This window comes from Nocardia sp. NPDC051832, assembly GCF_040681285.1.
Lineage (GTDB): Bacteria > Actinomycetota > Actinomycetes > Mycobacteriales > Mycobacteriaceae > Nocardia.
Window position 1 is genome coordinate 371,139 of sequence record NZ_JBFAYL010000002.1, and the last position, 24,212, is coordinate 395,350.

At 67.9% G+C, this 24,212-nt stretch carries 27 protein-coding genes; 21 read left to right on the plus strand and 6 right to left on the minus strand.

The genetic code is table 11. The features are described from left to right. Nucleotides 1-61 precede the first annotated feature (61 nt). The 13 genes from AB0M14_RS11525 to AB0M14_RS11585 all read left to right on the plus strand — a co-directional run bounded on the left by AB0M14_RS11525 (nucleotide 62) and on the right by AB0M14_RS11585 (nucleotide 11,379). Nucleotides 62-418: a YraN family protein gene (locus tag AB0M14_RS11525; protein ID WP_364992466.1), complete on the plus strand. Its 357-nt coding sequence runs from the start codon at nucleotides 62-64 to the stop codon at nucleotides 416-418. Next, on the plus strand, nucleotides 418-1,926 hold the full coding sequence (locus tag AB0M14_RS11530) for a YifB family Mg chelatase-like AAA ATPase (protein ID WP_364992469.1): 1,509 nt from the start codon (nucleotides 418-420) through the stop codon (nucleotides 1,924-1,926). Before AB0M14_RS11525 ends, AB0M14_RS11530 begins: the two co-directional genes overlap by 1 nt. Nucleotides 1,927-2,290: 364 nt before the next feature. Then, nucleotides 2,291-3,652 (plus strand): DNA-processing protein DprA, encoded by a 1,362-nt coding sequence (gene dprA, locus AB0M14_RS11535; protein WP_364992472.1) that lies wholly within the window; start codon nucleotides 2,291-2,293, stop codon nucleotides 3,650-3,652. A 62-nt stretch (nucleotides 3,653-3,714) separates the two neighbouring features. Beyond that, nucleotides 3,715-4,128, plus strand: a complete 414-nt coding sequence (locus AB0M14_RS11540) for a hypothetical protein (RefSeq protein ID WP_364992474.1) — start codon at nucleotides 3,715-3,717, stop codon at nucleotides 4,126-4,128. Between the two features lie 65 nt (nucleotides 4,129-4,193). Further along, nucleotides 4,194-5,117: a tyrosine recombinase XerC gene (locus AB0M14_RS11545; RefSeq protein ID WP_364992476.1), complete on the plus strand. Its 924-nt coding sequence runs from the start codon at nucleotides 4,194-4,196 to the stop codon at nucleotides 5,115-5,117. 125 nt (nucleotides 5,118-5,242) lie between these two features. Next, complete coding sequence (locus AB0M14_RS11550; protein ID WP_364995652.1) at nucleotides 5,243-5,938, plus strand: acetoacetate decarboxylase family protein; 696 nt, start codon at nucleotides 5,243-5,245, stop codon at nucleotides 5,936-5,938. Nucleotides 5,939-6,008: 70 nt separating this feature from the next. Further along, nucleotides 6,009-6,365: a DUF202 domain-containing protein gene (locus AB0M14_RS11555; protein ID WP_364992479.1), complete on the plus strand. Its 357-nt coding sequence runs from the start codon at nucleotides 6,009-6,011 to the stop codon at nucleotides 6,363-6,365. After that, a complete protein-coding gene (locus tag AB0M14_RS11560) occupies nucleotides 6,362-6,673 on the plus strand; it encodes a DUF202 domain-containing protein (RefSeq protein WP_364992482.1) in 312 nt (103 codons plus the stop codon). The genes AB0M14_RS11555 and AB0M14_RS11560 overlap by 4 nt, the downstream gene beginning before the upstream one ends. 14 nt (nucleotides 6,674-6,687) lie before the next feature. Continuing rightward, complete coding sequence (locus AB0M14_RS11565; protein ID WP_364992485.1) at nucleotides 6,688-8,586, plus strand: alkyl sulfatase dimerization domain-containing protein; 1,899 nt, start codon at nucleotides 6,688-6,690, stop codon at nucleotides 8,584-8,586. Nucleotides 8,587-8,626: 40 nt separating this feature from the next. After that, nucleotides 8,627-9,007 carry a hypothetical protein gene (locus tag AB0M14_RS11570; protein ID WP_364992488.1) on the plus strand — a complete coding sequence of 127 codons (381 nt, stop codon included), beginning with the start codon at nucleotides 8,627-8,629 and terminating at the stop codon, nucleotides 9,005-9,007. 66 nt (nucleotides 9,008-9,073) lie between these two features. Next, entirely contained in the window at nucleotides 9,074-9,790 is a 717-nt protein-coding gene (locus tag AB0M14_RS11575; protein WP_364992491.1) for an ANTAR domain-containing protein, read from the plus strand. A gap of 107 nt (nucleotides 9,791-9,897) precedes the next feature. Then, the gene (locus AB0M14_RS11580; RefSeq protein ID WP_364992493.1) at nucleotides 9,898-10,614 is read left to right on the plus strand and encodes a GAF and ANTAR domain-containing protein; all 717 of its coding nucleotides are present in this window, start codon (nucleotides 9,898-9,900) and stop codon (nucleotides 10,612-10,614) included. 159 nt (nucleotides 10,615-10,773) lie between these two features. Beyond that, the gene (locus AB0M14_RS11585) at nucleotides 10,774-11,379 is read left to right on the plus strand and encodes a sigma-70 family RNA polymerase sigma factor (RefSeq protein WP_364992496.1); all 606 of its coding nucleotides are present in this window, start codon (nucleotides 10,774-10,776) and stop codon (nucleotides 11,377-11,379) included. A 46-nt stretch (nucleotides 11,380-11,425) separates the two neighbouring features. On the opposite strand, the gene AB0M14_RS11590 is transcribed toward AB0M14_RS11585, so the two are convergent. From AB0M14_RS11590 to AB0M14_RS11600, 3 genes are all read right to left on the minus strand, one after another. Further along, the gene (locus AB0M14_RS11590) at nucleotides 11,426-11,938 is read right to left on the minus strand and encodes a DUF1990 domain-containing protein (protein WP_364992499.1); all 513 of its coding nucleotides are present in this window, start codon (nucleotides 11,936-11,938) and stop codon (nucleotides 11,426-11,428) included. Nucleotides 11,939-12,184: 246 nt separating this feature from the next. Continuing rightward, nucleotides 12,185-12,676: a M23 family metallopeptidase gene (locus AB0M14_RS11595; RefSeq protein ID WP_364995655.1), complete on the minus strand. Its 492-nt coding sequence runs from the start codon at nucleotides 12,674-12,676 to the stop codon at nucleotides 12,185-12,187. Between the two features lie 133 nt (nucleotides 12,677-12,809). After that, on the minus strand, nucleotides 12,810-13,838 hold the full coding sequence (locus AB0M14_RS11600; protein ID WP_364992502.1) for a hypothetical protein: 1,029 nt from the start codon (nucleotides 13,836-13,838) through the stop codon (nucleotides 12,810-12,812). A 332-nt stretch (nucleotides 13,839-14,170) separates the two neighbouring features. On the opposite strand from AB0M14_RS11600, the gene rpsB reads away from it, so the two are divergent. The 5 genes from rpsB (at nucleotide 14,171) to AB0M14_RS11625 (ending at nucleotide 18,491) form a co-directional block, all read left to right on the plus strand. After that, on the plus strand, nucleotides 14,171-15,004 hold the full coding sequence (rpsB, locus tag AB0M14_RS11605) for a 30S ribosomal protein S2 (RefSeq protein WP_364992504.1): 834 nt from the start codon (nucleotides 14,171-14,173) through the stop codon (nucleotides 15,002-15,004). 101 nt (nucleotides 15,005-15,105) lie between these two features. After that, on the plus strand, nucleotides 15,106-15,930 hold the full coding sequence (gene tsf / locus AB0M14_RS11610) for a translation elongation factor Ts (RefSeq protein WP_364992506.1): 825 nt from the start codon (nucleotides 15,106-15,108) through the stop codon (nucleotides 15,928-15,930). Between the two features lie 203 nt (nucleotides 15,931-16,133). Then, entirely contained in the window at nucleotides 16,134-16,874 is a 741-nt protein-coding gene (pyrH, locus tag AB0M14_RS11615) for a UMP kinase (protein WP_364992509.1), read from the plus strand. Nucleotides 16,875-16,943: 69 nt separating this feature from the next. Next, a complete protein-coding gene (frr, locus tag AB0M14_RS11620; RefSeq protein WP_364992512.1) occupies nucleotides 16,944-17,501 on the plus strand; it encodes a ribosome recycling factor in 558 nt (185 codons plus the stop codon). Between the two features lie 66 nt (nucleotides 17,502-17,567). Next, nucleotides 17,568-18,491: a phosphatidate cytidylyltransferase gene (locus AB0M14_RS11625; RefSeq protein ID WP_364992514.1), complete on the plus strand. Its 924-nt coding sequence runs from the start codon at nucleotides 17,568-17,570 to the stop codon at nucleotides 18,489-18,491. On the opposite strand, the gene AB0M14_RS11630 is transcribed toward AB0M14_RS11625, so the two are convergent. The 3 genes from AB0M14_RS11630 to AB0M14_RS11640 all read right to left on the minus strand — a co-directional run bounded on the left by AB0M14_RS11630 (nucleotide 18,488) and on the right by AB0M14_RS11640 (nucleotide 21,962). Next, nucleotides 18,488-18,934: a lipopolysaccharide assembly protein LapA domain-containing protein gene (locus tag AB0M14_RS11630; RefSeq protein ID WP_364992516.1), complete on the minus strand. Its 447-nt coding sequence runs from the start codon at nucleotides 18,932-18,934 to the stop codon at nucleotides 18,488-18,490. The two genes, AB0M14_RS11625 and AB0M14_RS11630, sit on opposite strands and share 4 nt — an antisense overlap. An 84-nt stretch (nucleotides 18,935-19,018) precedes the next feature. After that, complete coding sequence (locus AB0M14_RS11635) at nucleotides 19,019-20,254, minus strand: lipase family protein (RefSeq protein ID WP_364992519.1); 1,236 nt, start codon at nucleotides 20,252-20,254, stop codon at nucleotides 19,019-19,021. A 163-nt stretch (nucleotides 20,255-20,417) separates the two neighbouring features. Next, nucleotides 20,418-21,962 (minus strand): long-chain-fatty-acid--CoA ligase, encoded by a 1,545-nt coding sequence (locus AB0M14_RS11640; protein ID WP_364992523.1) that lies wholly within the window; start codon nucleotides 21,960-21,962, stop codon nucleotides 20,418-20,420. Between the two features lie 189 nt (nucleotides 21,963-22,151). On the opposite strand from AB0M14_RS11640, the gene AB0M14_RS11645 reads away from it, so the two are divergent. From AB0M14_RS11645 to AB0M14_RS11655, 3 genes are read left to right on the plus strand one after another with little or no spacing between them, the layout of a single operon-like run. Next, nucleotides 22,152-23,339, plus strand: coding sequence for a lipid-transfer protein (locus AB0M14_RS11645; protein ID WP_364992526.1), 1,188 nt, complete (start codon nucleotides 22,152-22,154; stop codon nucleotides 23,337-23,339). Nucleotides 23,340-23,341: 2 nt separating this feature from the next. Then, nucleotides 23,342-23,800 carry a MaoC family dehydratase N-terminal domain-containing protein gene (locus tag AB0M14_RS11650; protein WP_364992529.1) on the plus strand — a complete coding sequence of 153 codons (459 nt, stop codon included), beginning with the start codon at nucleotides 23,342-23,344 and terminating at the stop codon, nucleotides 23,798-23,800. Further along, on the plus strand, nucleotides 23,797-24,210 hold the full coding sequence (locus tag AB0M14_RS11655; RefSeq protein WP_364992531.1) for a MaoC/PaaZ C-terminal domain-containing protein: 414 nt from the start codon (nucleotides 23,797-23,799) through the stop codon (nucleotides 24,208-24,210). Before AB0M14_RS11650 ends, AB0M14_RS11655 begins: the two co-directional genes overlap by 4 nt. Nucleotides 24,211-24,212 lie beyond the last annotated feature (2 nt).

Sequence of the window (24,212 nt, forward strand, 5' to 3'; positions counted from 1 at the left end):
CCTTTCCGTTTCCCCAGGTCGGCTCGACGGCGCCGCCGCGGTCGGCGCGCACGCTGTGCGGGTGACGGATAACAAGGCGCTCGGCGCACGCGGGGAAGAGCTGGCCGCGCAGTACTTGCAGGCCACCGGGTGGACCATCGTCGGCAGGAACTGGCGCTGCCGATTCGGGGAACTGGATCTCATCGCCCAGGATTCGACGGTCACGGCCTTCGTCGAGGTGAAGACCCGGCGCGGCTTGGGTTTCGGCCGCCCCGAGGAGTCGGTCACCTTCGGGAAGCGGCGCCGCATCCGGCAGCTCGCACTGCTGTGGCTGCACGAACAGGACGGGCCCTACCGCCAGGTCCGCTTCGACGTGATCTCGGTGCTGCTGCTGCCCGGCGAGCAGCCGGTCGTCGAACACCTCGAGGCGGTGTTCTGATGCCGCTCGGACGCGCGCACTCGGTCGCGGTCACCGGGGTGGATGGTCAGCTCGTCGAAATCGAGGCCGACATCGGGCAGGGTCTGCCCTCGGTGCATCTGGTCGGCTTGCCCGACACCGCATTACAGGAATCCCGGAACCGGGTCCGCTCGGCGGTCGCGAACTCGGGCGAGAAGTGGCCGGACGGGCGGGTCATCCTGGCCTTGTCTCCGGCCACCCTGCCGAAGGTCGGCAGCGTTTACGACCTCGCCTTGGCGGTGTCGGTGCTGGACGCTTCCGGTGCTGTGCCCTCCCAGCGGCTGGCCAAGACCGTAGTTCTCGGCGAACTCGCCTTGGACGGCCGCCTGCGGCGCGTGCGTGGCATCCTGCCCGCGGTGATCGCGGCCCGGAACGCGGGCTGGCCGACCGTGGTGGTGCCCGAACCGGTCCTGGCCGAGGCTGGTTTGGTCGACGGCATCGAGGTGCTGGGCGCGAGCAGCCTGCGCACCATGGTCGCCTGGCTGCGCGGCGAGGGGACGTTGCTCGAGCCCAACGGCGACCTGCCGTCCGCGTCCCCCGCCTGCGGCGATCTGAGCGAGGTCGTCGGCCAGGACGAAGCGCGCTGGGCCCTGGAGGTAGCCGCGGCGGGCGGCCACCACCTGCTCCTCACCGGCCCGCCCGGCATCGGCAAAACCATGCTGGCCCAACGCCTTCCGGGCCTCCTGCCGCCACTGTCGGATTCCGAGGCCCTGGAGGTGACGGCGATCCATTCGATGGCCGGCCTGCTCTCCGGCGACCAGCCGCTGATCACCACGCCGCCCTTCGTCGCACCGCACCACTCGACCTCCGCCGCCGCCATGGTCGGCGGCGGCTCCGGCTCGGCCCGTCCGGGTGCGGTCAGCCGCGCCCACCGCGGCGTCCTCTTCCTCGACGAATGCGCCGAAATCGGCACCAAAGTCCTAGAGGCCCTGCGAACCCCTTTGGAGGAAGGCGAAATCCGAATAGCCCGCCGCGACGGCGTCGCCAGATACCCGGCCCGCTTCCAACTGGTCCTCGCCGCCAACCCCTGCCCCTGTGCCCCCGCCCGGGACGTCGACTGCATCTGCGCCCCCATGGCCCGCCGCCGCTACCTCGGCAAACTCTCCGGCCCCCTGATCGACCGCATCGACATCTGGGTCCAAATGCGCGCCCACTCCGGAGCCAGCTTCAGCTCCGAAAAAGCCGAACCCAGCGCCACCGTCCGCGCCCGCGTAGCCGCCGCCCGCCAAGCCGCCGCCGCCCGCTGGCACGACGACGGCTGGACCACCAACGCCGAAGTCCCCGGCCACATCCTCCGCCAGCGCTTCCGCCTACCCCACGAATCCATCGCCCCGGTCGAAACCGCCCTGCGCATGGGCCGCATGTCCGCCCGCGGCGCCGACCGAGCCATCCGAGTCGCCTGGACCATCAGCGACCTCCGCGGCGCGAAAATCCCCACCGCCCAGGACGTCATGCTGGCCTTGAACTTCCGCCAGCGAGGTGCGCAATGAGCACCGATCGCCACCAGAGCAGGCGCCCACACAGCCACCGTCGCTTGAACCTAGCGCCAGCTTCGCAGCAGGAACATGGCGGTAGCCCAGGATGCCATGCCAGCGTCGGCCTTCTGGTATCGAAGTTCGCACGTGTTGTCGGTGCTGGCCGTCTGGTATCGAAGTTCGCACGTGCTGTCGGAACTAGCCCTCTGGTATCGAAGTCCACATGTGCTGTCGGAGCTAGCCCTCTGGCACGAAAGTCCACATGCGGTGCCAGACCTCGCTGTCTGGCAGCGGAGTCCATGGTGGGAGGAGCACGAGGCCCGAGTGTTCAGCTGGGTGTGCGGCGACTGATGGATGTCGGCGTCGGCGAGGTCAGCGCATGAGCGAGGCCGTGGAGGACGCCGGGACGGCGGGGGCCGTGCGTATGGCCGGGCACCCGGTGCATGGGGCGTGGGTGGGGCGGGAGGTAGGCAGCGGGGCGCGCGTGGTCGATCTTGATGCCGGAAGTTGCCATCCGGTCGGATTCTCGAGCGGTCCGACGGAGCTCATTGTGGCGGAGTCGAATTCGAGCGCGGATTTGCCCGGGGTGGTCGACGACGAGCGGCGGTTGGCGTGGGTGTATTTGTCCCGGGTGGTTGAAGGGCCGTGTGCGGCGCTGTCGGCATTGATCGAGTCGGTGGGGGTAGTGGAGGCGGCGCGGGCGGTGCGGGAGTGTGCGTTGCCGGAGTCGTTGCGGGGGCCGACTGCGAGGCGACGGGGGATGAATTGTGCGGAGCGGGATTTGGAGGTTATGGAGCGGTTGGGTGGGCGGGTGGTTACGCCCGACGATGCGGAGTGGCCGACGTGGCGGCTGCTGGGGCTCGAGCAGTTGCAGGCGGGGCGGGATCAGGATGGGGCTGTTCCGCTGGTGTTGTGGGTGCGCGGGGCGGGGTCGTTGGTCGAGGTCACTGCGCGGGCACTGGCGGTGGTGGGGGCGCGCAGCAGCACTCGATATGGGGAGCAGGTGACCTGGGACATCGTGAGTGATCTTGCGGCGGAACAGTGGACGATCGTCTCCGGAGCGGCCTACGGGATCGATGCGATGGCGCATCGAGCGGCGCTGGCCAACGGGGCTCCGACAATCGCTGTGCTGGCCTGCGGGGTGGATCGGCCGTATCCGGTCGAGCATGATCGGCTGCTCGCTCAGATCGCCGAGGTCGGAATGATTGTCAGCGAGTACGCGCCGGGAACCGCCGCACGCAAGCATCAGTTCCTGGCTCGGAATCGGTTGATCGCCGCGCTGGCGGACGGAGTACTGGTGGTGGAGGCGGGGCTACGGAGTGGGGCACGCAATACCGTGAAATGGGCCCGCCGACTGGGACGTCCGGCGTTGGCGGTGCCGGGTTCGGTCAACTCGATGTCGTCGGTGGGTTGTCATCGCATGATTCGGGATGGGGAAGCGTTGCTGGTCACTCGATCGGACGAGGTCATCGATGAAGCCGGCCCGCTGCGAATGTCGTTGCCGGGCACGGCGGGCGTGGTGACCGGGCCGGAGGATGCGCTCAGCGGTGACGAGGCGACGGTTTTCGCGGCGTTGCCGAAAATCGGCTCCCGATTGCCCGTCGACCTTGCCGGGCGCACCGACCTGCCGCTGCCGAGCGTGCGCGCTGCGCTGGCCGCGCTGGAGTTGGCCGAGCTCGTAGGTGTCGGTGAGCGTGGCTGGTACCGGCTCGCTTCGGGCCGAAGGAGGTCTGATCGATAGGGATGGCGGCGAAGGGACCGGATGACATCTGGCTTTCGGTGTAGCGCAGTACGATTCGGCACGTGAATCTGTTCGCGTGGGCCCGGCGGCGGGCAGGTCGATTGCCGGCGGAACTCCGGTCCGAACTCGAGGCCGAAGGCGTGCTGGTGCTGGCCGAAGAGTTGCCGGGGACATTGACGCTACGCAATTACCGCGCGCCGTGGCGATATACGTCGGCGAGCAAGGAAACCGTGACCGGCGCGGTGGGAGTGACGGACAAACGGCTGGTGGTGTGGGCACAGGGCCGCTCAGTCCTGGACGTCCCGCGGCTCGCCGGTCAGGTCGCGAAGCTCGAGGTCGCGGCCGAGGGAGCGGACACGATCTTCTTCGGGTTCGCCGCCGAAGACTTCCACGCGGACCGGTCCGGGCGGGTCGAATTCCGGTTCTGCACCATCGAGGCGGCGCGCATAGCCGAGCTGCTCGGCGCGCGTGGCTGATCGGATCGTCCTGGCCCGGCGCGGGAGCTTGCCAACGAAAGGGTGGGCGCGCGACGGTGGTCGGTATGGAGGAACTGCCTGAGGACCTGGACGCGCTGCTGGCCGAATATCAGCGGTATCTGCGGCTCGGGCAGAACCGGTCGGCGCATACGGTGCGGGCCTATCTGGGCGACGCGCGGTCGCTGCTGGCGCACCTGTGTGCGCGGGCCGCGGATTCGGCTGTGCGGGAACTGGATCTGGCGTTGCTGCGGTCCTGGTTGTCCGCGCAGTCGGCGAGGGGGGCGGCGCGCAGCACCATGGCGCGACGGGCCTCCTCGGCGCGGACGTTCACGGCCTGGCTGACCAAGAATGGGCACCTCGCCGTCGACCCGGGGCTGCGCCTCGGTTCGCCCAAAGCACAGCGCACCCTGCCCGCGGTGCTGGGCAGACAGCAGGCGGTCGAGGCCATGGAAGCGGCAGAATCCGGTGCGGCGCAGCGTGATCCGATGGCGCTGCGGGATCGGCTGATCGTCGAGATGCTATATGCCACCGGTATCCGGGTGAGCGAGCTGTGCGGACTGGACCTCGACGACATCGACCGGGAGCGCCGCCTGATCCGGGTGCTGGGCAAGGGCAACAAGGAGCGCTCGGCCCCGTTCGGCGGCCCGGCCGATCAGGCCATCGAGCGGTGGCTGCGCTACGGCCGGCCCGCCTTGGCGAACACCGAGTCCGGTCGCGCCCTGCTGCTCGGAAGACGCGGGCGCAGACTCGACCAGCGTCAGGCCAGAGATGTTGTGCACGAGGTGATCTCGGCCATACCCGGCGCCCCGGATATGGGCCCGCACGGCCTGCGGCACAGCGCCGCTACCCACCTGCTCGAAGGCGGAGCCGACCTGCGCGTCGTGCAGGAACTGCTGGGTCACGCCAGCATGGCGACCACCCAGATCTACACCCATGTCTCCATCGAACGCCTGAAGAAGGTGCACGACCAGGCGCATCCGCGCGCCTGAGCGCGGCCCGAGCCGAAAGCCTTCGAAGGAGCGCTCACGGCCCCTATTCTGAAACGAGTTCTAGTTTGGGAGGCTTCGTGAACGACGCAGGCGCTGTGCACAACGTGCTCGGCAAAGAGGTCAGGATGCCGGTCCAGATCCGGCAGGCTCGCGCCTTCATGGCGTCCTACCTGGTCCCCGCCGATCCCGCACAGCGCGCCATCGATTACTCGGGATTGCAGGTCATCCGGGTACCCGGCAATCGTGCCCTGTGCACGCTGGTCTTCGTCCAGTATGTCGACGGCGACCTCGGCCCGTACCACGAATTCGGCGTCTCGTTCTCGGTCCGCCACCACACCGCCACGGCCACCGGCGGTCTCGCCGACGTGCGCGCGCTGGCGAGCGGCAAGGCGGGCGTCTTCATCCACCGGCTCCCGGTCGACGGCGAGTTCACCCTGGCCGCCGGCCGGGGAATCTGGGGCTTCCCCAAGGAGATCGCCGACTTCCGCATGGATTACGAAGGCGTCGACCGGCACGGCGTCCTGCACCACAACGGCGAACTGGTGGTCGACCTCACGGTCCGCCCCGGCTTCGCCACCCCCGCCAAGCGCGGCGCGGGCACCTCCTTCGACGCCTACTCGCACATCGACGGCATCACCCGCTGCACCCAGTGGGAGATGGAGCCCGCGGGCATGCACGCCCGGGTCGGCGGCGCCGACCTGATCCTGGGCGACCATCCGTGGGCGCGCGAACTGGCCGGCCTCGGACTGCCCAAACGCGCCTCGATGAGCTCGACCATCGCCCGCCTGCGGATGACCTTCCAGGACGCCACTCCGCTGTGATCCGCGGGGTCACCGGCTTTGGCCCTTCCGGACGTTAGGGTGAAATCCCCGGCCGGAATGGAGAGGTGAGGTGAACCCCGAGTCGCAGCCAGTAGCAGCCGAAACGCAACTCGACTACCGCTTCGACCTCGCCAACGAACGCACCTTCCTGGCCTGGATACGCACCTCGCTCGGCCTGCTCGCGGGTGGTGTCGCGGTGCACACCCTGGCGCAACCCTTCAAGACCGCCGGCTTCCGCCGCGCGCTCGCGATGAGCTGCATCCTGCTCGCCGTGATCGTGGCGGTCGGCGCGTATGGCCACTGGCGCCGGGTCGGTACCGCGATGCGGCGCGGGGACGCCCTGCCGCGCACCGTGATGGTGCCGATCCTGTCCGGAGGCATCGCCATCATCTCGGTGCTGGCCTGTATCGCGGTACTGCTCAAGTGACGCGCGATCCGGGGCTCGCGGCCGAGCGCACCGCTCTGGCGTGGCGCCGCACCGCAGTTTCCGCGATGGTCTGCGCCGCACTGTTTCTCAACCACGCCGTCGGCAGCAGCTGGCGACCGGCCGAAGTCGCACCTCTGGCCGCGGCCATCGCCATGGGTGCGCTGGCCGCGCTGTGTTACGCCCGCAATCGCACCTTGCACGAAGGCCGGCACGGCCATGCCCGTGCCGCCGTCGCCACCACGGCTCTCGCGGTGGTTGGCGTCGCGTGCGTCGCGCTCGCCCTGGGCGCCGCCATGCCGAATCCCTGACCAGCACCAGGAGGATGAAGATGACCGAGCCGAGCAGCTTCATCGTCGCGCAGCAGCAGCGTGCGGCGGCCGAACTCCCGTTTTCCGACGAGGCCGATCGCGCGGACGCCGGGCGCGGATTCCTCGCCGCGCTGGAGCCCGGGGTGGTCACTACCGCCGACGGAACCGTGGTGTGGGACAACGACTCCTACGCGTTCCTGCGGGAGCCTTGCCCCGCCTCGGTGCATCCCAGCCTGTGGCGGCAATCCGGGCTGGTGATCGAGCAGGGCCTCTACGAGGTGACCCCTGGCATCTACCAGATCCGTGGCCTGGATCTGTCCAATATGACGCTGGTGGAAGGCGACACAGGCGTCGTCGTCATCGATCCGCTGATCTCCGCCGAGACCGCGGCGGCGGGCTTGGCGCTCTACCGCGCGCACCGCGGCGATCGCCCGGTGACCGGGCTGATCTACACCCACTCGCACGTCGACCATTTCGGCGGCGCGATGGGTGTGACCACCACCGAGGAAGTCGAGGCCGGGCGCTGCCCGGTGCTGGCGCCCGCCGGATTCCTGGAACACGCTGTGGCAGAAAACATCTACGCCGGCACCGCGATGACCCGGCGCGCGGCCTACATGTACGGCGCGGTACTGCCGCGCGGGCCGCTCGGCCAGGTCGGTGCGGGCCTGGGCCAGACCACCTCGCTCGGCACGGTGACGCTGATCGCGCCGACCCTCGACATCACCGCCACCGGCCAGACCGAAACCATCGACGGCGTCGAGATGGTTTTCCAGATCACCCCGGGCACCGAGGCCCCGGCCGAGATGAATTTCTACTTCCCGGGCCACCGGGCCCTGTGCATGGCCGAGAACGCCACGCACACACTGCACAACCTGCTGACGCTGCGCGGCGCGCTGGTCCGCGACCCGCACGTCTGGGCCAAGTATCTGACCGAGGCGATCACCCTGTTCGGCCGCGACTCCGACGTTCTGTTCGCCTCGCACCACTGGCCCACCTGGGGGTCCGAACGTCTGGTGGAATACCTTGCGCTGCAACGAGACCTGTACGCCTACCTGCACGACCAGACACTGCGGATGCTGAACCAGGGCTTCGTCGGCACCGAGATCGCCGAGCGGATCCAGCTCCCGCCCGCTATCGAAAAGTCTTGGCACACAAAGGGTTACTACGGGTCGGTCAGCCACAACGTGAAAGCCATCTACCAGCGCTACATGGGCTGGTTCGACGGCAATCCCGCGCATCTGTGGGAGCACCCGCCGGTCGAAAGCGCCCGCAGGCACGTGGAATTCATGGGCGGCGCGGACGAGGCGCTGCGCAAGGCTCAGCAGTCCTACGACGCGGGTGACTATCGATGGGTCGCGCAGGTGCTCAACTACGTGATCTTCGCCGATCCGGACAACCGCGCCGCCCGCGACCTGCAGGCGAGCACCTTCGAGCAACTCGGCTACGGCGCCGAGAACGCCACCTGGCGCAACTTCTACCTCAGCGGCGCCTACGAACTCCGCTACGGCTCCTTCGGCACGCCCACCAAGACGAACTCGCCGACCATGCTGTCCGCGCTGTCCGTCGATCAGATCTTCGACGCGCTGTCGCTGCGGGTGGACGGGCCCAAAGCTTGGGACCTGCGGGTGGTCACCGAATGGCGGATCAGCGATGAAAGCCGCACGCACCGAGTCGAATTGGGTAACGGTGTGCTGACGCACTACGACCGGCCGGACGGCGCTGCCCTGTCGGATCCGGACGCCACCTTCACGCTCACTCGGGCCACTCTCATCCGTATCTTGCTGACCGGCGCCGACTTCGGTGTCGCGGTCGCCGCCGGCGATATCGTGATCGATGGCGATCCCGCGGGCCTGGCCACCTTGGTCGGTGTTTTCGACGAGCCGGATCCCGACTTCGCCATCGTCACACCGTGATCAGCTGGAGACGTCCCGCGCTGCGCTCGGCGGTCGGCCGATGGTGACCGGCCGTGCCGCCGACGACCCGGCGAGCGGAACTGCCGCGCTGCGGGACCGGCTGCGCGCCGCGCTGACCGAGGCGATGAAGGCGCGCGATCGAGTGGCCGCGGCCGCGCTGCGGTCCGCGCTCGCCGCGATCGACAATGCCGAGGCGGTCGAGGTCCCAGAGGTACGGGCGGGCGCGATCGAAGACTCGGCGACCGGTCTCGGTAGCGCCGAAGTCCCGCGTCGTGACCTGAGCGCCGGGGACATCGCCGCGATCGTGCGCGCGGAGATCCACGAGCGGCGCAGCGCCGCAGCGGAATACGAGAGCGGCGGTCTCCTCGACCGCGCCGGGCGGTTGCGGGCCGAGGCAGACGCGCTGGCAGCGCTTTTGTAGGACAAGACTCGGATAATTTCGGCTATCCTGAGCTGCCGGTCAAACGCAAGCGGTTCGTAGGATGGCGTGGCACAGATCGATGAACTGACCGAGCGGTTCAGCTCGGCACTGCGACTCGGTGGGGGCGATATCTCCGCCGCGTGCCAGGCGTGCGTGCAAATTCTGCCCGTGCACGGCGCCGCGATCCTCATCGGCGAACGACATCTCGGTCTGTGGCCATGGTCGGTGACCGGCGCGGACGCCGCCCGGATCGAAGGTTTGCAGGCGGTCGCGGCCGCCGGTCCTGCCGTATTCGCGTTCGCCACCGGAGTGCCGGTGCCGCTGCCCGACCTCACCACACCCTGCCCACGGTGGCCGGAATTCGCCGCCGCCATGACACGCGAATCGATCGCCGGGGCGATGGTCTCGGTGCCGTTGCGGCTGGGCATGGCCCGGCTCGGCACCCTCGACCTGTTCGACCCGGACCCTGAAATGGCGGCGCCGTCCACTATTTCGGCGGCCCGCCGGCTCGCGGAACTGGTGACCGCACAGCTGGTTTCGGCACAGTCCGTACGAGCGAAAGGCTGGCTGACGCCTCCGCGCGGCAGCGTTCTGATCCACCAGGCGGCGGGTATGGTGATCGCTCATCTGCACGTCGGCGCGCCGGAGGCCTATGCGCGGCTGCGGTCTCTGGCTGCCCGCCAAGGCCTTTCATTGTCCGAGGTTGCCGAGCGTATTATCGAGCGCCGGCTACCGATCGCCGCCGCACTCGACGCACATTCGCCGAATACCCACGGCAACTGAAGGTTTCGCTGGAGGCGCATTGGTCCATACCATGGTGAGTTGGGCAGGATGCGGCGCAGGATCTCCGTGGCGGATACCAAGGGTTCGCCGGTACAGGGGTGGTTCGGATGTCTGACAGCGAGCTGCTGGTGACGGCACTGGCGAAGCTCGCGCGCCTGATGGCCGCCGACGATACCGCCGCCGTGCTCCAGCACGTGATCGACAGCGCCACCGACCTTTTGGAACTGACCGGCGCCACCGTGCTGCGGGTGTGGGACGGTCTGGGGCTACCGGACGGACAACCGGCAGCGATCACCGCCTCGACCTTCCCGCTGGGCGAGCTCGAACGTAGCCAGCTCGACGCGGCACGCGGGCCCGCGCTGGAAGCGATGCGCCACGGCGAGCCCGTCACCGTCACCGAGATCGGGAAATACCTCGATGTCTGGCCGGAATTCGCGAGTGCGGCCGAGCAGCACGGCATTTCCTCGGTCGCCAGCACTCCGCTGCGGCACGGCGACCTCAGCTTCGGCGCGCTCTGCATCTACTCCGCCGAGCGGCGGGACTGGGCCGCGCCGGACCTATCGGTGGGCGAGCTGCTGGCGCAGTTGACTTCCGGGCATCTGGTCACCGTGGACCGATTGCGCGAAAAGCAGCAACTCGCCGACCAGTTGCAGCACGCCCTCGACGCGCGCATCGTCATCGAACAAGCCAAGGGCGTGATCGCCAACGCCCGCAACATCGCTCCCGACGCCGCCTACAAGCTGATCCGGGCACACGCCCGCCGCAACCGGATCAGCGTGCACGCGGTCGCCACCGGAATCGTCGAGCTGCGACTACGGATCTGATCGCGCAAATGCACTCGCAAGGGCGTCCGCCGCTCGGTAATCTGGCGGATGGCGGATTTCGAAACCCCTGCCCCCGGAGCGGAATCCGAACGCCGACGTTGAGCATCCTTGCCCCCCGATGGTCGGTTCCCACACCGATCTCGCAGCCATGGGGGCATCATGGTCTCGCACGTCTCTTCCACCCGCCGCTACCGGCACCGTTCTGTCCATCGGAGCGAAGCCGACAACCTCGCGGAGTTGATGCAGCGCATCGGCGCCGGCGACCGCGACGCCTACGCGCAGCTCTACAACCGCACTCGCAACCTCGTCTTTCACCGGGTCCTGGCCATCGTGCGCGACCCCGGCTACGCGGAGGAGACCTGTCACGAGGTTTACCTGCAGGTTTGGCGCAGCGCCGCGACCTATGACGTGCGCCGGGGCTCCGTGGCGACCTGGCTGTGGACGCTCGCGCACCGCCAGGCAGTGGACCGCGTCCGCCGCGAACGCGCCGCCGTCGCCCACGATCTGGCCTGGGCGGTCGGCGATTACGGCCCGCCCGTGGACACCGTCGCCGAGGAAGTCCTGCGCCGCCACGAATATCGCAGCGTCCGGCGCGGTTTGGTCTCGCTCACCCCGCTCCAGCGTGAATCGGTGATCCTCGCCTACTACTACGGCCTCAGCTATCCGCAGGTCGCCGCCGAACTCGGCATCGGCCTGGCCACCGTCAAATCCCGCATCCGAGCCGGCCTGGCTCAACTCGAATCGGCGCTCTCCAGCGCCGCCTGAGCTCGCACACCCGTGCTATCCGCTGCCATGTCGGGTGTGCGAGCTCCTAGGCGGTCGGCAGCGCGTCGATGTACCGGCCGGCGAAGAGCCGCTGAATGATGCGCACCACCGGTCCGCCGAGCCGGGTGTACCACACGCCGGGCCGGGAGAAAGCGACGATCAGCCCGTACACGCTGTCGTCGGTGGCGTCGTACTCCACCGCGAACAGCTCCTCACCCGACTCGGGGTGCCCCGGCAACGTCCCGTACGCGAACCCGCGCCGATCCGGTTCATCCAGCACATACACCACCCGGCACGGCGCCATGATCCCGAACGGCCCCACCCCGAGCCGCACCGTCAACGCCGTCCCCACCTCCACCGTCGGCGTACTCGCCGCATGAAAAACCCCGGTCCCCTTCTGTATCCGATAAGCCAAGATCTCCGCCCCGGCACGCTCGAACAACTCCCGCCCCCGCCCGATCCGCCGCCGCAACCGGAACTGGTGATACCCCTCCGGCATCACCCCCCGCGTAGCGCCGACCTCGCTATAGGTAAACGGCACACCACCAACGTTCTCCATGCTCCGATCATCACCGCCCCACCCCCCACCGCATAGCCCCGCCCACCGAGATCCCGCCCACAACCCCCCGCAACCCGAACGAGCTACTACTCGCACGCCCACCCGGCACAGCGCACCGTTGCCGCGATGGCATCCGACCGCAGCACGTCTTGGTCCGCTGCGGGTTGGCCGAGTTGGTCCGCTGCGGGTTGGCCGCGTTGGTCCGCTGCGGGCTGGCCGCGACGCGTCCTAGCCGAGCGGTGCTCGCTAGCGCTTGTTATCGGTCGTGACGGGTTTCAGGCGGATGGGTGAAATATGTAGCAATGCAAGGGGATCGACGTATTCGCGGGCGCTGTGGCTGCTCGACTCGCGGCGGGCGCCCCAATGTAGGCAGGCGGGGGCTGGGCAGCCCTCGTGGCCGGACCGCAAAGTGCCGATGGGGCTGCCGCGGGTGACACGGCGGCCGACGGCGGTCGCGGCTTCGACCGGTTCGTAGGTTGTGCGTAGCCCGCCAGGGTGATCGATCGAGACGACGGGCTTTCCCGCGACTTCTCCTGCGAAGACCACGATTCCGTCGCCGGCTGCTAGGACCGGCTGGCCAGGTGTGCCCGCCAAGTCGACGCCGCGGTGTCCTGGTAGCCAGTTCCGCGCTGGCTTTTCGAAGCGTCGCTCGACGGTGGGACGGGGGCGAAGGGGCCAACTGAACTCACCCGCTGGCGCTCCCGCCGCCGGTGATTCAGCCAGGCCCGACCAACTCACCGCCAGGCCGGTCAGAGTCGCCACAAGCAAACGGGCACGCAGGCGGCGGCTCTGGCCGACGATTGGTGAATCGGTGCCCGCGGTCGCCAACGGCTCCATCGAAGCGACCGCGGGGGAGTCGGTGCGCATTACTTCAGCGCGCTCTCCGCGAGAGCGTGATCAGGACGGCGATCTCCTCCGGTGTGCAGAATTCGTCAGGCGGGCAGGTGATTTCGGGTTCCGCATTCGGGTCGGTCGCGCCTGAGCGCGGCACGAGGCGTGGCGCCTGTCGAGTTTCCGGTGCGGGATCGCCGGGCGCCGATCGAGGCCCGGGAGCCTTCGGCATGCGTGGCCGGGTCGGGCGCGGGTCCGGCTCCGAATCGGTGGGATGATCCACCGTCGGCGGCTGATCCTGCGGCGGCGGCATGACCGGCCCGATCAAGGCGCTCGCCAGCTCTGCTGTCCATGGCGCCAGCTGGGCGAGCGATCGGTCGACCTCCGCGAGGACGCGTTCGATATCGGCAGCTGGGCGGCCCAGTGCCGCGGTGATCCGAGGCGCCAGCTCCGCATGGAGTGGCGCCGCAGCGGCTGCTGCCAGCTGCGCCAGGGGCGGCCCGAGCTCCGCGACGAGCCGGTTCACTTCGTTCGCGGAAAGACCAAGCGACGCCGCGATCCGCGGGGCCAGCTGAGCTGCGAGCGGTACCAGCTGGGTGAGCGGTGGCCCGAGCTCCGTGATGAGCCGGTGCACTTCGTTGGCGGAGACACCGAGTTCCGTGATGACGCGGTGCACTTCGTTGGCGGACAGACCGAGTGCCGCGGCGACCCGCGGTATCGCTTCAGCTGCGAGCGGCACGAGTTGCGCCAAGGGCGGGCCGAATTCGGCGATGAGGCGGTTGACCTCGTTCACGGACACGCCCAGCGCCGCCGCGACGCGCGGCACAAGCTCCGCCGTCAGCTGCCCCAGCGGCGGCCCGAACTGTGCGACCAGTCGATCGACCTCAGCGGTCGAGAAGCCGGGCGGGACGTGGTCGATCCGCCGAGGCGTACTGCACACCGAGCCGGTGCACTGCCCGGCCACCGGATCGGGCATATCGGGCACGGCCCGGGCTGGCGCGGCGGTGATCACCGCCGCCGCGAAGGCCAAGGGGACGAGCATGGTCGTGGTGATCGAGGTACGGTTCATGCCGTCGAGATTCGTCCCGGTGACTGGCGTGTCGGAACCCCCGCTCCGGCGAGTGGGGATAACTTTCCCCACTGTGGACATCTCGTGTTTCTCCTGGTCAGGAGGCCGGGGTCCGGCCGATTTAGAGGTCGGGCCCCCTACGCCGTAGACTGATCGAGCGGTCTGTGCCTGGCATGGGCCGACTTCGCGCGCCATCCGTGCTTGTTTTCGCAACGGGGAATCGTCGGCTGGTCCCGGGCTTCGAGGCTCGGGTCCGACGGTTCGGGAGGCGCCAGGGCTTCGGATCACCGATTCGAAGCGTCAACCGGCAAAGAAAGAAGGATACGGGAGCAATGGCTGTCGTAACTATGAAGCAGCTGCTGGACAGCGGCGCGCACTTCGGGCACCAGACTCGTCGGTGGAACCCGAAGATGAAGCGGTTCATCTTCACCGACCGCAATGGCATCTACATCATCGACCTGCAGCAGACGCTGACCTACATCGACAAGGCCTACGAGTTCGTCAAGGAGACCGTCGCCCACGGTGGCACCGTTCTCTTCGTCGGTACCAAGAAGCAGGCCCAGGAGTCGATCGCGGCCGAGGCCACTCGGGTCGGTATGCCGTATGTCAACCAGCGCTGGCTGGGTGGCATGCTCACCAACTTCTCCACCGTGCACAAGCGCCTGCAGCGCCTCAAGGAGCTCGAGGCCATGGAGCAGACCGGTGGCTTCGAGGGTCGCACCAAGAAGGAAATCCTCATGCTCACGCGTGAGATGAACAAGCTCGAGCGCACCCTCGGTGGTATCCGCGACATGGCCAAGGTGCCCTCGGCCATCTGGGTCGTCGACACCAACAAGGAGCACATCGCCGTCGGCGAGGCGCGCAAGCTGAACATCCCGGTCATCGCGATCCTGGATACCAACTGCGATCCCGACCTGGTCGACTACCCGATCCCGGGTAACGACGACGCGATCCGTTCCGCCGCCCTGCTGACCAAGGTCGTCGCCTCCGCGGTGGCCGAGGGCGTGCAGGCCCGCGCGGGCCAGTCCTCCTCGGACGACAAGCCGGAAGCCGGCGCGGGCGAGCCCCTCGCCGAGTGGGAGCAGGAGCTGCTGGCGCAGGCCGCCCCCGCCGCTGCCGAGGCCCCGGCCGCCGAGACCCCGGCTGAGACCCCGGCCGAGGCCTGAGTTTCGTAACCAGCTGTATCAGCGGTGGTCACGTCGGCATGCCAACGTGACCACCGCTGCCCAGTTTCCCCCCAAACTTTTCTGAAGGAGGCTCGCCCGAGATGGCGAACTACACCGCTGCCGATGTGAAGCGGCTCCGGGACCTGACCGGCTCCGGCATGATGGCCTGCAAGAAGGCGCTCGAGGAGAACGACGGCGATTTCGACAAGGCCGTCGAGTTCCTGCGCATCAAGGGCGCCAAGGACGTCGGCAAGCGTGCCGAGCGCGCCACCGCCGAGGGCCTGGTCGTCGCGCAGGACGGCGTCCTGGTCGAGATCAACTGCGAGACCGACTTCGTGGCCAAGAACCAGGACTTCCTGGACCTGGCCAACAGCATTGTCGCCGCGGCCGCCAAGGCCCGCCCGGCCGACCTGGACGCGCTGAAGGCTCTCGACCTGGGTGGCAAGACCGCCGATGAGGCCGTGCAGGAAATGGCCGCCCGCATCGGCGAGAAGCTCGAGCTGCGTCGCGTCGCGTCCTTCGACGGCCCGGTCGCCGTCTACCTGCACAAGCGTGCCACCGATCTGCCGCCGTCCGTTGGCGTGCTGGTCGAGTACAAGGGTGAGGGCGAGGCCGCCGAGGCCGCCGCGCGCGCCGCCGGCATGCAGGTCGCGGCCCTCAAGGCCAAGTACCTGACCCGCGAGGACGTCCCGGCCGAGCTCGTCGCCAAGGAGCGCGAGATCGCCGAGGCCACCGCCAAGGAAGAGGGCAAGCCCGAGGCCGCGCTCCCGAAGATCGTCGAAGGCCGCGTCAACGGCTTCTACAAGGACGTCGTGCTGCTGGAGCAGGCTTCGGTCACCGACTCCAAGAAGACCGTCAAGGCGCAGCTGGAGGAGGCCGGTGTCACCGTGACCCGCTTCGCGCGCTTCGAGGTCGGCCAGGCCTGATTTCGCCTGTGCTGGGTTCAATCCAGTGAAAGGACCCCTCACACATTGTGATTCAATGTGTGAGGGGTCTTTTTCTGTTCGTCCGGACGCGCCTTGAACGGGGGCTTGTGCCGTGGTGTATTCCGGATAGGGCAGGATAAGAACGCTTTGTGTTGCGCACTCGCGCCATGTTGATGATCAATCGCCGAAGGAGACGAGCACCGATGACGGACCCGGGGACCGACCGCCCAGGATATCGCCGGGTGCTTCTCAAATTGGGGGGCGAGATGTTCGGTGGCGGCAAGGTCGGCCTGGACCCCGATGTGGTGCAGACGGTGGCCGAGCAGATCGCGGAGGTCGTCTCCGACGGCATCCAGGTGGCCGTGGTCATCGGCGGCGGCAACTTCTTCCGCGGCGCCGAGCTGGAGGAGCGCGGCATGGACCGCGCCCGCTCGGATTACATGGGCATGCTCGGCACCGTGATGAACTCCCTTGCGCTGCAAGACTTCCTGCAGAAGCAGGGCATCGATACCCGCGTGCAGACCGCCATCACCATGGGCCAGGTCGCCGAACCGTATCTGCCGCTGCGCGCCAAGCGGCACCTGGAGAAGGGCCGGGTGGTCATCTTCGGTGCGGGGATGGGCATGCCCTACTTCTCCACCGACACCACCGCCGCCCAGCGCGCGCTCGAGATCGAGGCCGACGTGGTGCTGATGGCCAAGGCGGTCGACGGCGTGTTCGACGCCGACCCGCGGGTGGTGGAGAACGCCACCATGTTCACCGAGATCACCCATCGGGAAGTGATCGAACAGGGCCTGAAGGTGGCCGACGCCACCGCTTTCAGCCTGTGTATGGACAACCAGATGCCCATTCTGGTGTTCAATCTGTTGACGAAGGGCAATATCGCCCGCGCGGTCGCCGGTGAGAAAATCGGCACATTGGTTCGGACCGACCCCGAGGCTTAGGGAACCGCCCGAGCCCAGGATCAGGACGATGACGACGCTGTGGAGTCGGTGTCAAGGAAGGACACGGTCGTGATTGAAGAAGCGCTCTTCGACGCCGAGGAAAAGATGGAGAAAGCCGTCTCGGTGGCGAAGGACGATCTCGGGAGCATCCGGACCGGCCGGGCCAACCCCGGCATGTTCAACCGAATCGTCATCGACTACTACGGTTCGGCGACCCCGATCACCCAGGTCTCCAGCATCACCGTGCCCGAGCCGCGGATGGTGGTGATCAAGCCCTACGAGCAGTCCACGCTGGGCGCGATCGAAACCGCTATCCGCAACTCCGATCTCGGTGTGAACCCCACCAACAACGGTGACATCATCCGGATCTCGGTCCCGCAGCTCACCGAGGAGCGGCGCCGCGAACTGGTGAAGCAGGCCAAGGGCAAGGGTGAGGACGCGAAGGTCTCCATCCGTAATGTCCGCCGCAAGGCCATGGACGAACTGGGTCGCATCCAGAAGGATGGCGAGGCGGGTGAGGACGAGGTCGGCCGCGCCGAGAAGGACCTCGACAAGACCACCGCCAAATACGTCGGTCAGATCGACGAACTGGTCAAGCACAAGGAAGCCGAACTGCTCGAGGTCTGAGTTTCATCGGACGGCGGTTGCGGCGGGGGACGAACGGAACTAGACGAGTTGAGCGACGGGACAATCGTGGCCGAGAAAGCAGCCGCGACCGGTGCGGCCGAGGAGCCGAGACCGGCCAACGGCACACCTGAAACTGAATACGCCACACCCGCCGCCGCCCCCGCGGCACCCAAGTCGCGGGCCGGTCGCAACCTGCCCGCGGCCCTGGCCGTCGGTTTCGGACTCGGCTTATCGCTGGTCGCGATCCTGCTGTTCGTGCCCAAGGTGTTCATCGCGGTCGCCGGCGCCGGCGTCGGCGTCGCCACCTGGGAGGTCGCCAAACGGCTGCGCGAAGCCGACGTGCTGGTGCCGCGCATCCCGTTGATCGTCGGCGGTCAGGCGGTGTTCTGGTTCGGCTGGCCGTTCGGCGCGAGCGGTGTCGCGGGCGCGTTCGCCGGCACCGCGCTGATCTGCATGGTCTGGCGGCTGTTCGACCACGGCTTGCAGCAGGCGCCGCGGAACTTCCTGCGCGACACCGCGATCACCATCTTCACACTGGCCTGGATTCCGCTGCTGGCGTCCTTCGCGACGTTGCTGCTGCTCGAACCCGACGGCAATCTGCGGGTCCTGACCTTCATGATCCTGGTGGTGTGCTCCGATGTCGGCGGCTATGTCGCGGGCGTGCTCTTCGGCAAGCACCCCATGGTCCCGTCGATCAGCCCGAAGAAATCCTGGGAGGGCTTCTGCGGCTCCCTGGTCTTCGCCGTCATCGGCGGTCTGCTCACGGTAACCCTGTTGCTCCAGGCCAATTCGATGATCGGCGTCGTCCTCGGTGTCGGCCTGGTCGTCGTCGCCACCATCGGCGACCTGATCGAATCCCAGGTCAAGCGCGAACTCGGCATCAAGGACATGGGCACCCTGTTGCCCGGGCACGGCGGCATCATGGACCGCCTGGATTCCATGCTGCCCTCGGCCTTCGTCTCCTGGCTGGTGCTCAGCACGCTGATCTAACGCTTGACGGCGCGCCGCAACTGCAAGATGCGCAACCCGCCGACGGCAGCCATGAGCAGCGCCCCGCCGATCGCGGACAACAGCACGGCGATGCCGATCGGGAGGTTGAACTCCCAGAAGAGCAGGCCCACACGCACGCTGTTCAGGTTCTGCAGGATGAAAACCAGCAGCACGATCAGGATGAGCGCACTGGCGATCAGCCCGACCCAGGTCCATCCGGTGCGGGTTCCGAGCGAGGTCTTGCGGGCTACCGCGGGCGCGGACTCCGGCGGCAGCGCGGGTGCGGTCGGCTCAGGGCCGGGCTTGGTATCGAACTCCGGGCCGTGTTTCTCGGTTTCCGTGTGATAGGCCTCCGGCCCGGGCTGATAGGGCTCGGGGGGAATGCGCTGCGGCGGAGGCTCCGGCCGCCGCGGTTCGGGCGAGTATTCGGGATTCAGCGACATGTTCCGGGCATTCCCGCTTGCGGCCGGGTTACGCACCGCGCCGGTTATCCATTTGATCACCGGATTCGGGAGCGGCGGGTGATCTCAGCAGGTGCTGGGTGCGGACTTTCCGGCGAAGCGGTCCGCCAGGTAGGCGATGACCACCGGCAGGCCGGTCATGGTTTCGGTGCCGTGTTCTCCGATCGGGTTTTGCACCAGCGCCACCGCGGCGCCGCCGGCGCAGTACTTCTCGGCGAGGGCGCGCGCCGCGCCGATCGGGGCGAACTCGTCGTTGATGGCGTGATGGAGCAGGACCGGCGCGGTCGGGACGCCTGCGCGGAAGAGTGGGCTCGCGCGGCGCGCGACCTTGCTGATCTCCGGGTTGTTCGTGAGCGAACCGGGCCAGGCCTCCACGTCCGCCGTCTTCAGGAACGGGTAGGCGAGCATCGCATCGTGCAGGCAGTACGTCTGGCTCTGGGCCACGACCTGTCGTCCGAATTCGTTGAGGTAACGCAGCACGTCCGCCTCGGGGTAGGAGCGGAGCAGGCCCACGAGACCGATCGCGAGCGCACCTCCGGCGACGCTGCCGCTGAACGATCGCAAGGTGGCTTCGTGATCGGCGACCACCCCGCCGAGTGCTACCCCGCTCACCCGCAGCTCCGGAGCATAGGTCGGCTGCGCCTGGACGGCGGCGGCGGTAGCCAGCGCCCCACCGGAATATCCCCAGAGCCCGATCGGCGCCGCCGGGTCGATATCGGCCGGTGCGAACGACTTCGCGGCACGGACGCCGTCGAGGACTCCACTGGCGTAACCGTCGGCTCCGGAGAAGTCGGAATTCGGTCCCTGATAGTCCGGCACGACTACGGACCAGCCCTGTTGCAACGCGAGACGAATGAAACCGGACTCATTGAGCGCCATGGTCGGACCGGCGCCGAGCCCGCCTCGCAAGGTGTAGGACGGAGCGCATTGCGAGCCGGCACTGTCCTCGGCGACCTGGTACGAGAGCAGTGGCCGGGGTCCTGGCCCGCTCCACTGCTGGTGTGGGACAAGAACAGTCGCGACGTATCCGCTGGGCCGCGCGTGATTGTCGATCGTCTTGTATTGGATCTGCCAAGCGTCGGCCGGCAACGGCAGCGTCATCGGCGCGGCCTCGATCGGCCTGGACGCGAGCACTGTGCCGTTCGGAACAGCCGAGATGTCCGCCGGCACGGTGTAGAACGAATCCGAGGCAGGTAGCGGGACCGCGGCGGCGTGGCCAGATTTCAGCGCCGTCAGCGCGATTCCGCCGACCACGCCCATGGCGATGGCGACCAGCAAAGCTCCGACCCGTGTTTCCCGCATGCACAGCCCCCACTGAAACGTGTTGCAATTTCTGCTCTGCGGCGACACTGTAGCTGAGATGCGCAGTGGACGGAGTGGTTCGACCTGCTTGGCTGATGCGCTGCGGCAGAACGAATTTCGTGGCGGCGGCCCGATCGGCCGCCGCGGCCCGCCGGCCTGAAAGTCAATGCACCTGGCGTTCGGTGTCGCCCCAATACTTCTGGCGCAGTTCGCGCTTCAGGATCTTGCCCGCGCCCGAAACCGGCAGTGCGTCGGTGAGTTCGACTGTGCGCGGGGCCTTGTAGCCCGCGATGAGCGCCTTGGCGTGCTCGCGGATCTCCTCGGCGGTGACCGTGGTGCCCGGCATGCAGACGATGACGGCGTGCACTCGTTCACCCCATTCCTCGTCCGGCACACCGATCACGGCGCACGCCGCGACATTCGGGTGCGCGGCGACCGCGTTCTCCACTTCGACGGAATACACGTTCTCGCCGCCGGTGACGATCATGTCCTTGATCCGGTCGACGACGAAGACATAGCCCTGCTCGTCCATGTAGCCGCCGTCGCCGGTGTGCATCCAGCCGCCGCGTAGCGCCGCCGCGGTTTCCTCGGGCTTGTTCCAGTAGCCGAGCATGACGTGGTCGCCGCGCACCTGGATCTCGCCGACGGTGCCGCGGGGGACCTCGTTGTCGTCGAGGTCGGCGATGCGGACCTCGGCGTGCGGCGCGGCCCGGCCGGCCGAGCGCATCAGGCCGCCGGTGTGGTCGTCGGGGCCGAGCAGGGTGGCGACGGGGGATAGCTCGGTCATGCCGTAGGCCTGGGTCATGCGGGCGTTCGGGAAGGCCTTCATCACGCGTTCCAGGACGGCCTGCGAGATCGGGGAGGCGCCGTAGAGGGCGCGTTCGAGGCTGGAGAGGTCGTGGTCGTGGATCTCGGGATGGTCGACCAGCATCTGGAGCATCACCGGCACCAGGAGCGAGTCGGTTACCTGGTGTTCCGCGATCGCGCGCATGGTGGCGACCGGTTCGAACATCGGGATGATGACGTGCGTACCGCCGAGGAAGACGACCACCGCCCAGCCGGTGAGGTCGGCGAGGTGGAACATCGGTGCGGCGTGCAGATAGGTGGCGCCCGGCGCGAACAGGTAGCCGGTGGCGACCGAGCCGAGCGCGGAGGCGAACAGGTTGTCGTGGCTGAGCATGACGCCCTTGGGGAATCCCGTGGTGCCGCCGGTGTAGAAGACGCCGGCCAGGTCCGCGCCGCCGCGCCGGGCGTCCGGGACCGGTTCGCTGTTGGCGATTAGGTCCTCGTAGGACAGCGCGCCCTCCGGGGTGGGCCCGTCACCACAGTGGATCACTGCGAGGAGGCCGTCGTAGCCCTGCCGGATCGCCGGGAGCATGGCCGCGAAGGCATCGTCGACGAAGAGCACGTTGGTGCCGGAATCGATGAAGCTGTAAATGATTTCGGCCGGGCTCCAGCGAATGTTGACGGGGTTGAGCACCGCGTTCGCCCACGGCACCGCGAGCAGATATTCGCTGTAGCGGTCGGAGTTCAGCGACAGCATCGCGACTCGATCGCCGTCGGCGACTCCCAGTCCGCGCAGCGCGCCCGCGAGCCGGGCGACTCGATCGGCGACCTCCGCGAAGGTGCGCGTGCGATCCCCGTAGATCGTCATGATGCCGCCGGGGTTCTGCTGGACCGCGTGGTGCAAGCCTTGGGTGAGGTACATCGACGTCTTCCTCCGTGCTCTCGATGTGAACGAATCGTAATGTAGCAGAGGTCACAAGATGTAGAGGTCCTGTCGATGATTCCTCAGGAAACCGCTATCTATCAGCGCGATTCGTGATCATGCTTGACGTAAAAACTGTCGCAGCGTTAACTAAGTGAATATTCGATAGTCCGAATCGTTAGGACCGCTATGAAGAATCGAGTGGTGGTGGCGGGGGTCGGGATGATCCCGTTCACGACGCCGAGCCGCACCGAGACCTACGACGTCATGGGCACCGAAGCGGCGCGCAAAGCGCTGGCCGACGCGGGCCTCGAGTACTCCGAGATCCAGCAGGCGTACGCCGGCTACGTCTACGGCGACTCGACCTGCGGGCAGGCCGTGATCTACGGCCTCGGCCAGACCGGCATCCCGGTCGTCAACGTCAACAACAACTGCTCGACCGGGTCGTCGGCGCTGTTCCTGGCCCGCCAGGCGGTCGAAGCCGGCGTCGTCGACGTGGCGCTCGCGGTCGGCTTCGAGCAGATGCAGCGCGGCGCGCTGGCTCTGGGCTACACCGATCGGCCCACGCCGTTCGACCGCTTCAACGTGGTGATGGACCAGATCCAGGAGCGCACCGACGCACCGTTCGCGGCGCAGATGTTCGGCGGCGCGGGGCAGCAGTACGCCGAGAAGTACGGCACCGCACCGGAAACCTTCGCCAAGATCTCGGTGAAGTCCCGCAGGCATGCCGCCAACAACCCGTACGCGGTGTTCAAGGACCCGGTCACGGTCGAGGAAGTGCTCGCCTCCCCGCACATCTACGGTCCGCTGACCCGCCTGCAATGCTGCCCGCCCACCTGTGGCGCGGCCGCGGCCGTCCTGGTCAGCGAGAAGTACGCCAGGGCCCACGGCATCGACGCCGCGGTGGTGATCAAGGCGCAGGCGATGACCACCGATTTCCCGTCGACCTTCACCGAGCAGGACATGACGAAGATCGTCGGCTACGACATGTCCAAGGCCGCGGCCCAGCAGGTGTACGAAGCCTCCGGCGTCGCGCCGGGCGATCTCCGCGTGGTGGAACTGCACGACTGCTTCACCGCCAACGAATTGCTCACCTACGAGGCCATCGGGCTGACGCCGGAGGGCACCGCCGAGAAGTTCATCAACGACGGCGACAACACCTACGGCGGACGGGTCGTCACCAATCCGTCCGGCGGACTGCTGTCGAAAGGGCACCCGCTGGGCGCTTCCGGTCTCGCACAGTGCGCGGAACTGGTGTGGCAACTGCGCGGTCAGGCCGGGGCGCGGCAGGTCGACGGTGACCTGAAAGTCGCGCTGCAGCACAACATCGGGCTCGGCGGCGCGGCCGTGGTCACCCTGTACGAGAAGGTGAGCTGAGCATGGCCATCGATCCCGCCCTCGTCGGAACCGCCTTCCCGGCCACCACGCTGACGGTCGACGCCGGTCGGCTGCGGTTCTTCGCCAAGGCGATCGGCGAGACGAACGCGGTGTACACCGACCTGGACGCCGCCCAGGCCGCGGGCTACCCGGACCTGCCGGTCCCGCCGACCTTCCTGTTCGCCATCGAGCTCGAAAGCCCGGACTCCTTCGGGTTTCTCGCGCGGGCCGGCGTCGATCTGCGCTTCGTGCTGCACGGTGAGCAGTCCTTCACCTACCACTCGACCGCGGTGGCCGGTGACGTGCTCACCGCGACCCCGCGCATCACCGACGTCTACAGCAAGAAGGGCGGTGCGCTGGAGTTCCTGGTCAAGGAAACCGCCATCACCCGCGCCGACGGGTCGGCGGTGGCCGACCTGAAGTCGGTCATCGTGGTCCGCAATCCGGGAGCAGGACAATGACAACCATCGACACCGTCCAGGTCGGTACCGAGCTGCCGCCCTTGCGGATCGGGGCCATCTCGCGCAGCACGCTGGCGCTGTTCGCGGGCGCGTCCGGTGACCACAACCCGATGCACATCGACATCGATGTCGCGAAGTCGGCCGGTCTGGACGATGTGTTCGCGCACGGCATGCTCTCGATGGCCTACCTCGGCCGGCTGCTCACCAACTGGGTTCCGCAGCAATCGATCCGGTCCTATGGCGTCCGGTTCGCCGCCATTACGCCGGTGCATGGCGAGCCCACCGCGACCGGAACGGTCGTCTCGATCGACGAGGTCGACGGCGAACGCCGCGCCACTGTCGAACTCGCTGTCACCCTCGCCGACGGCACGGTCACTCTCACCGGCGACGCCCTCGTCGCACTGCCCTGAAC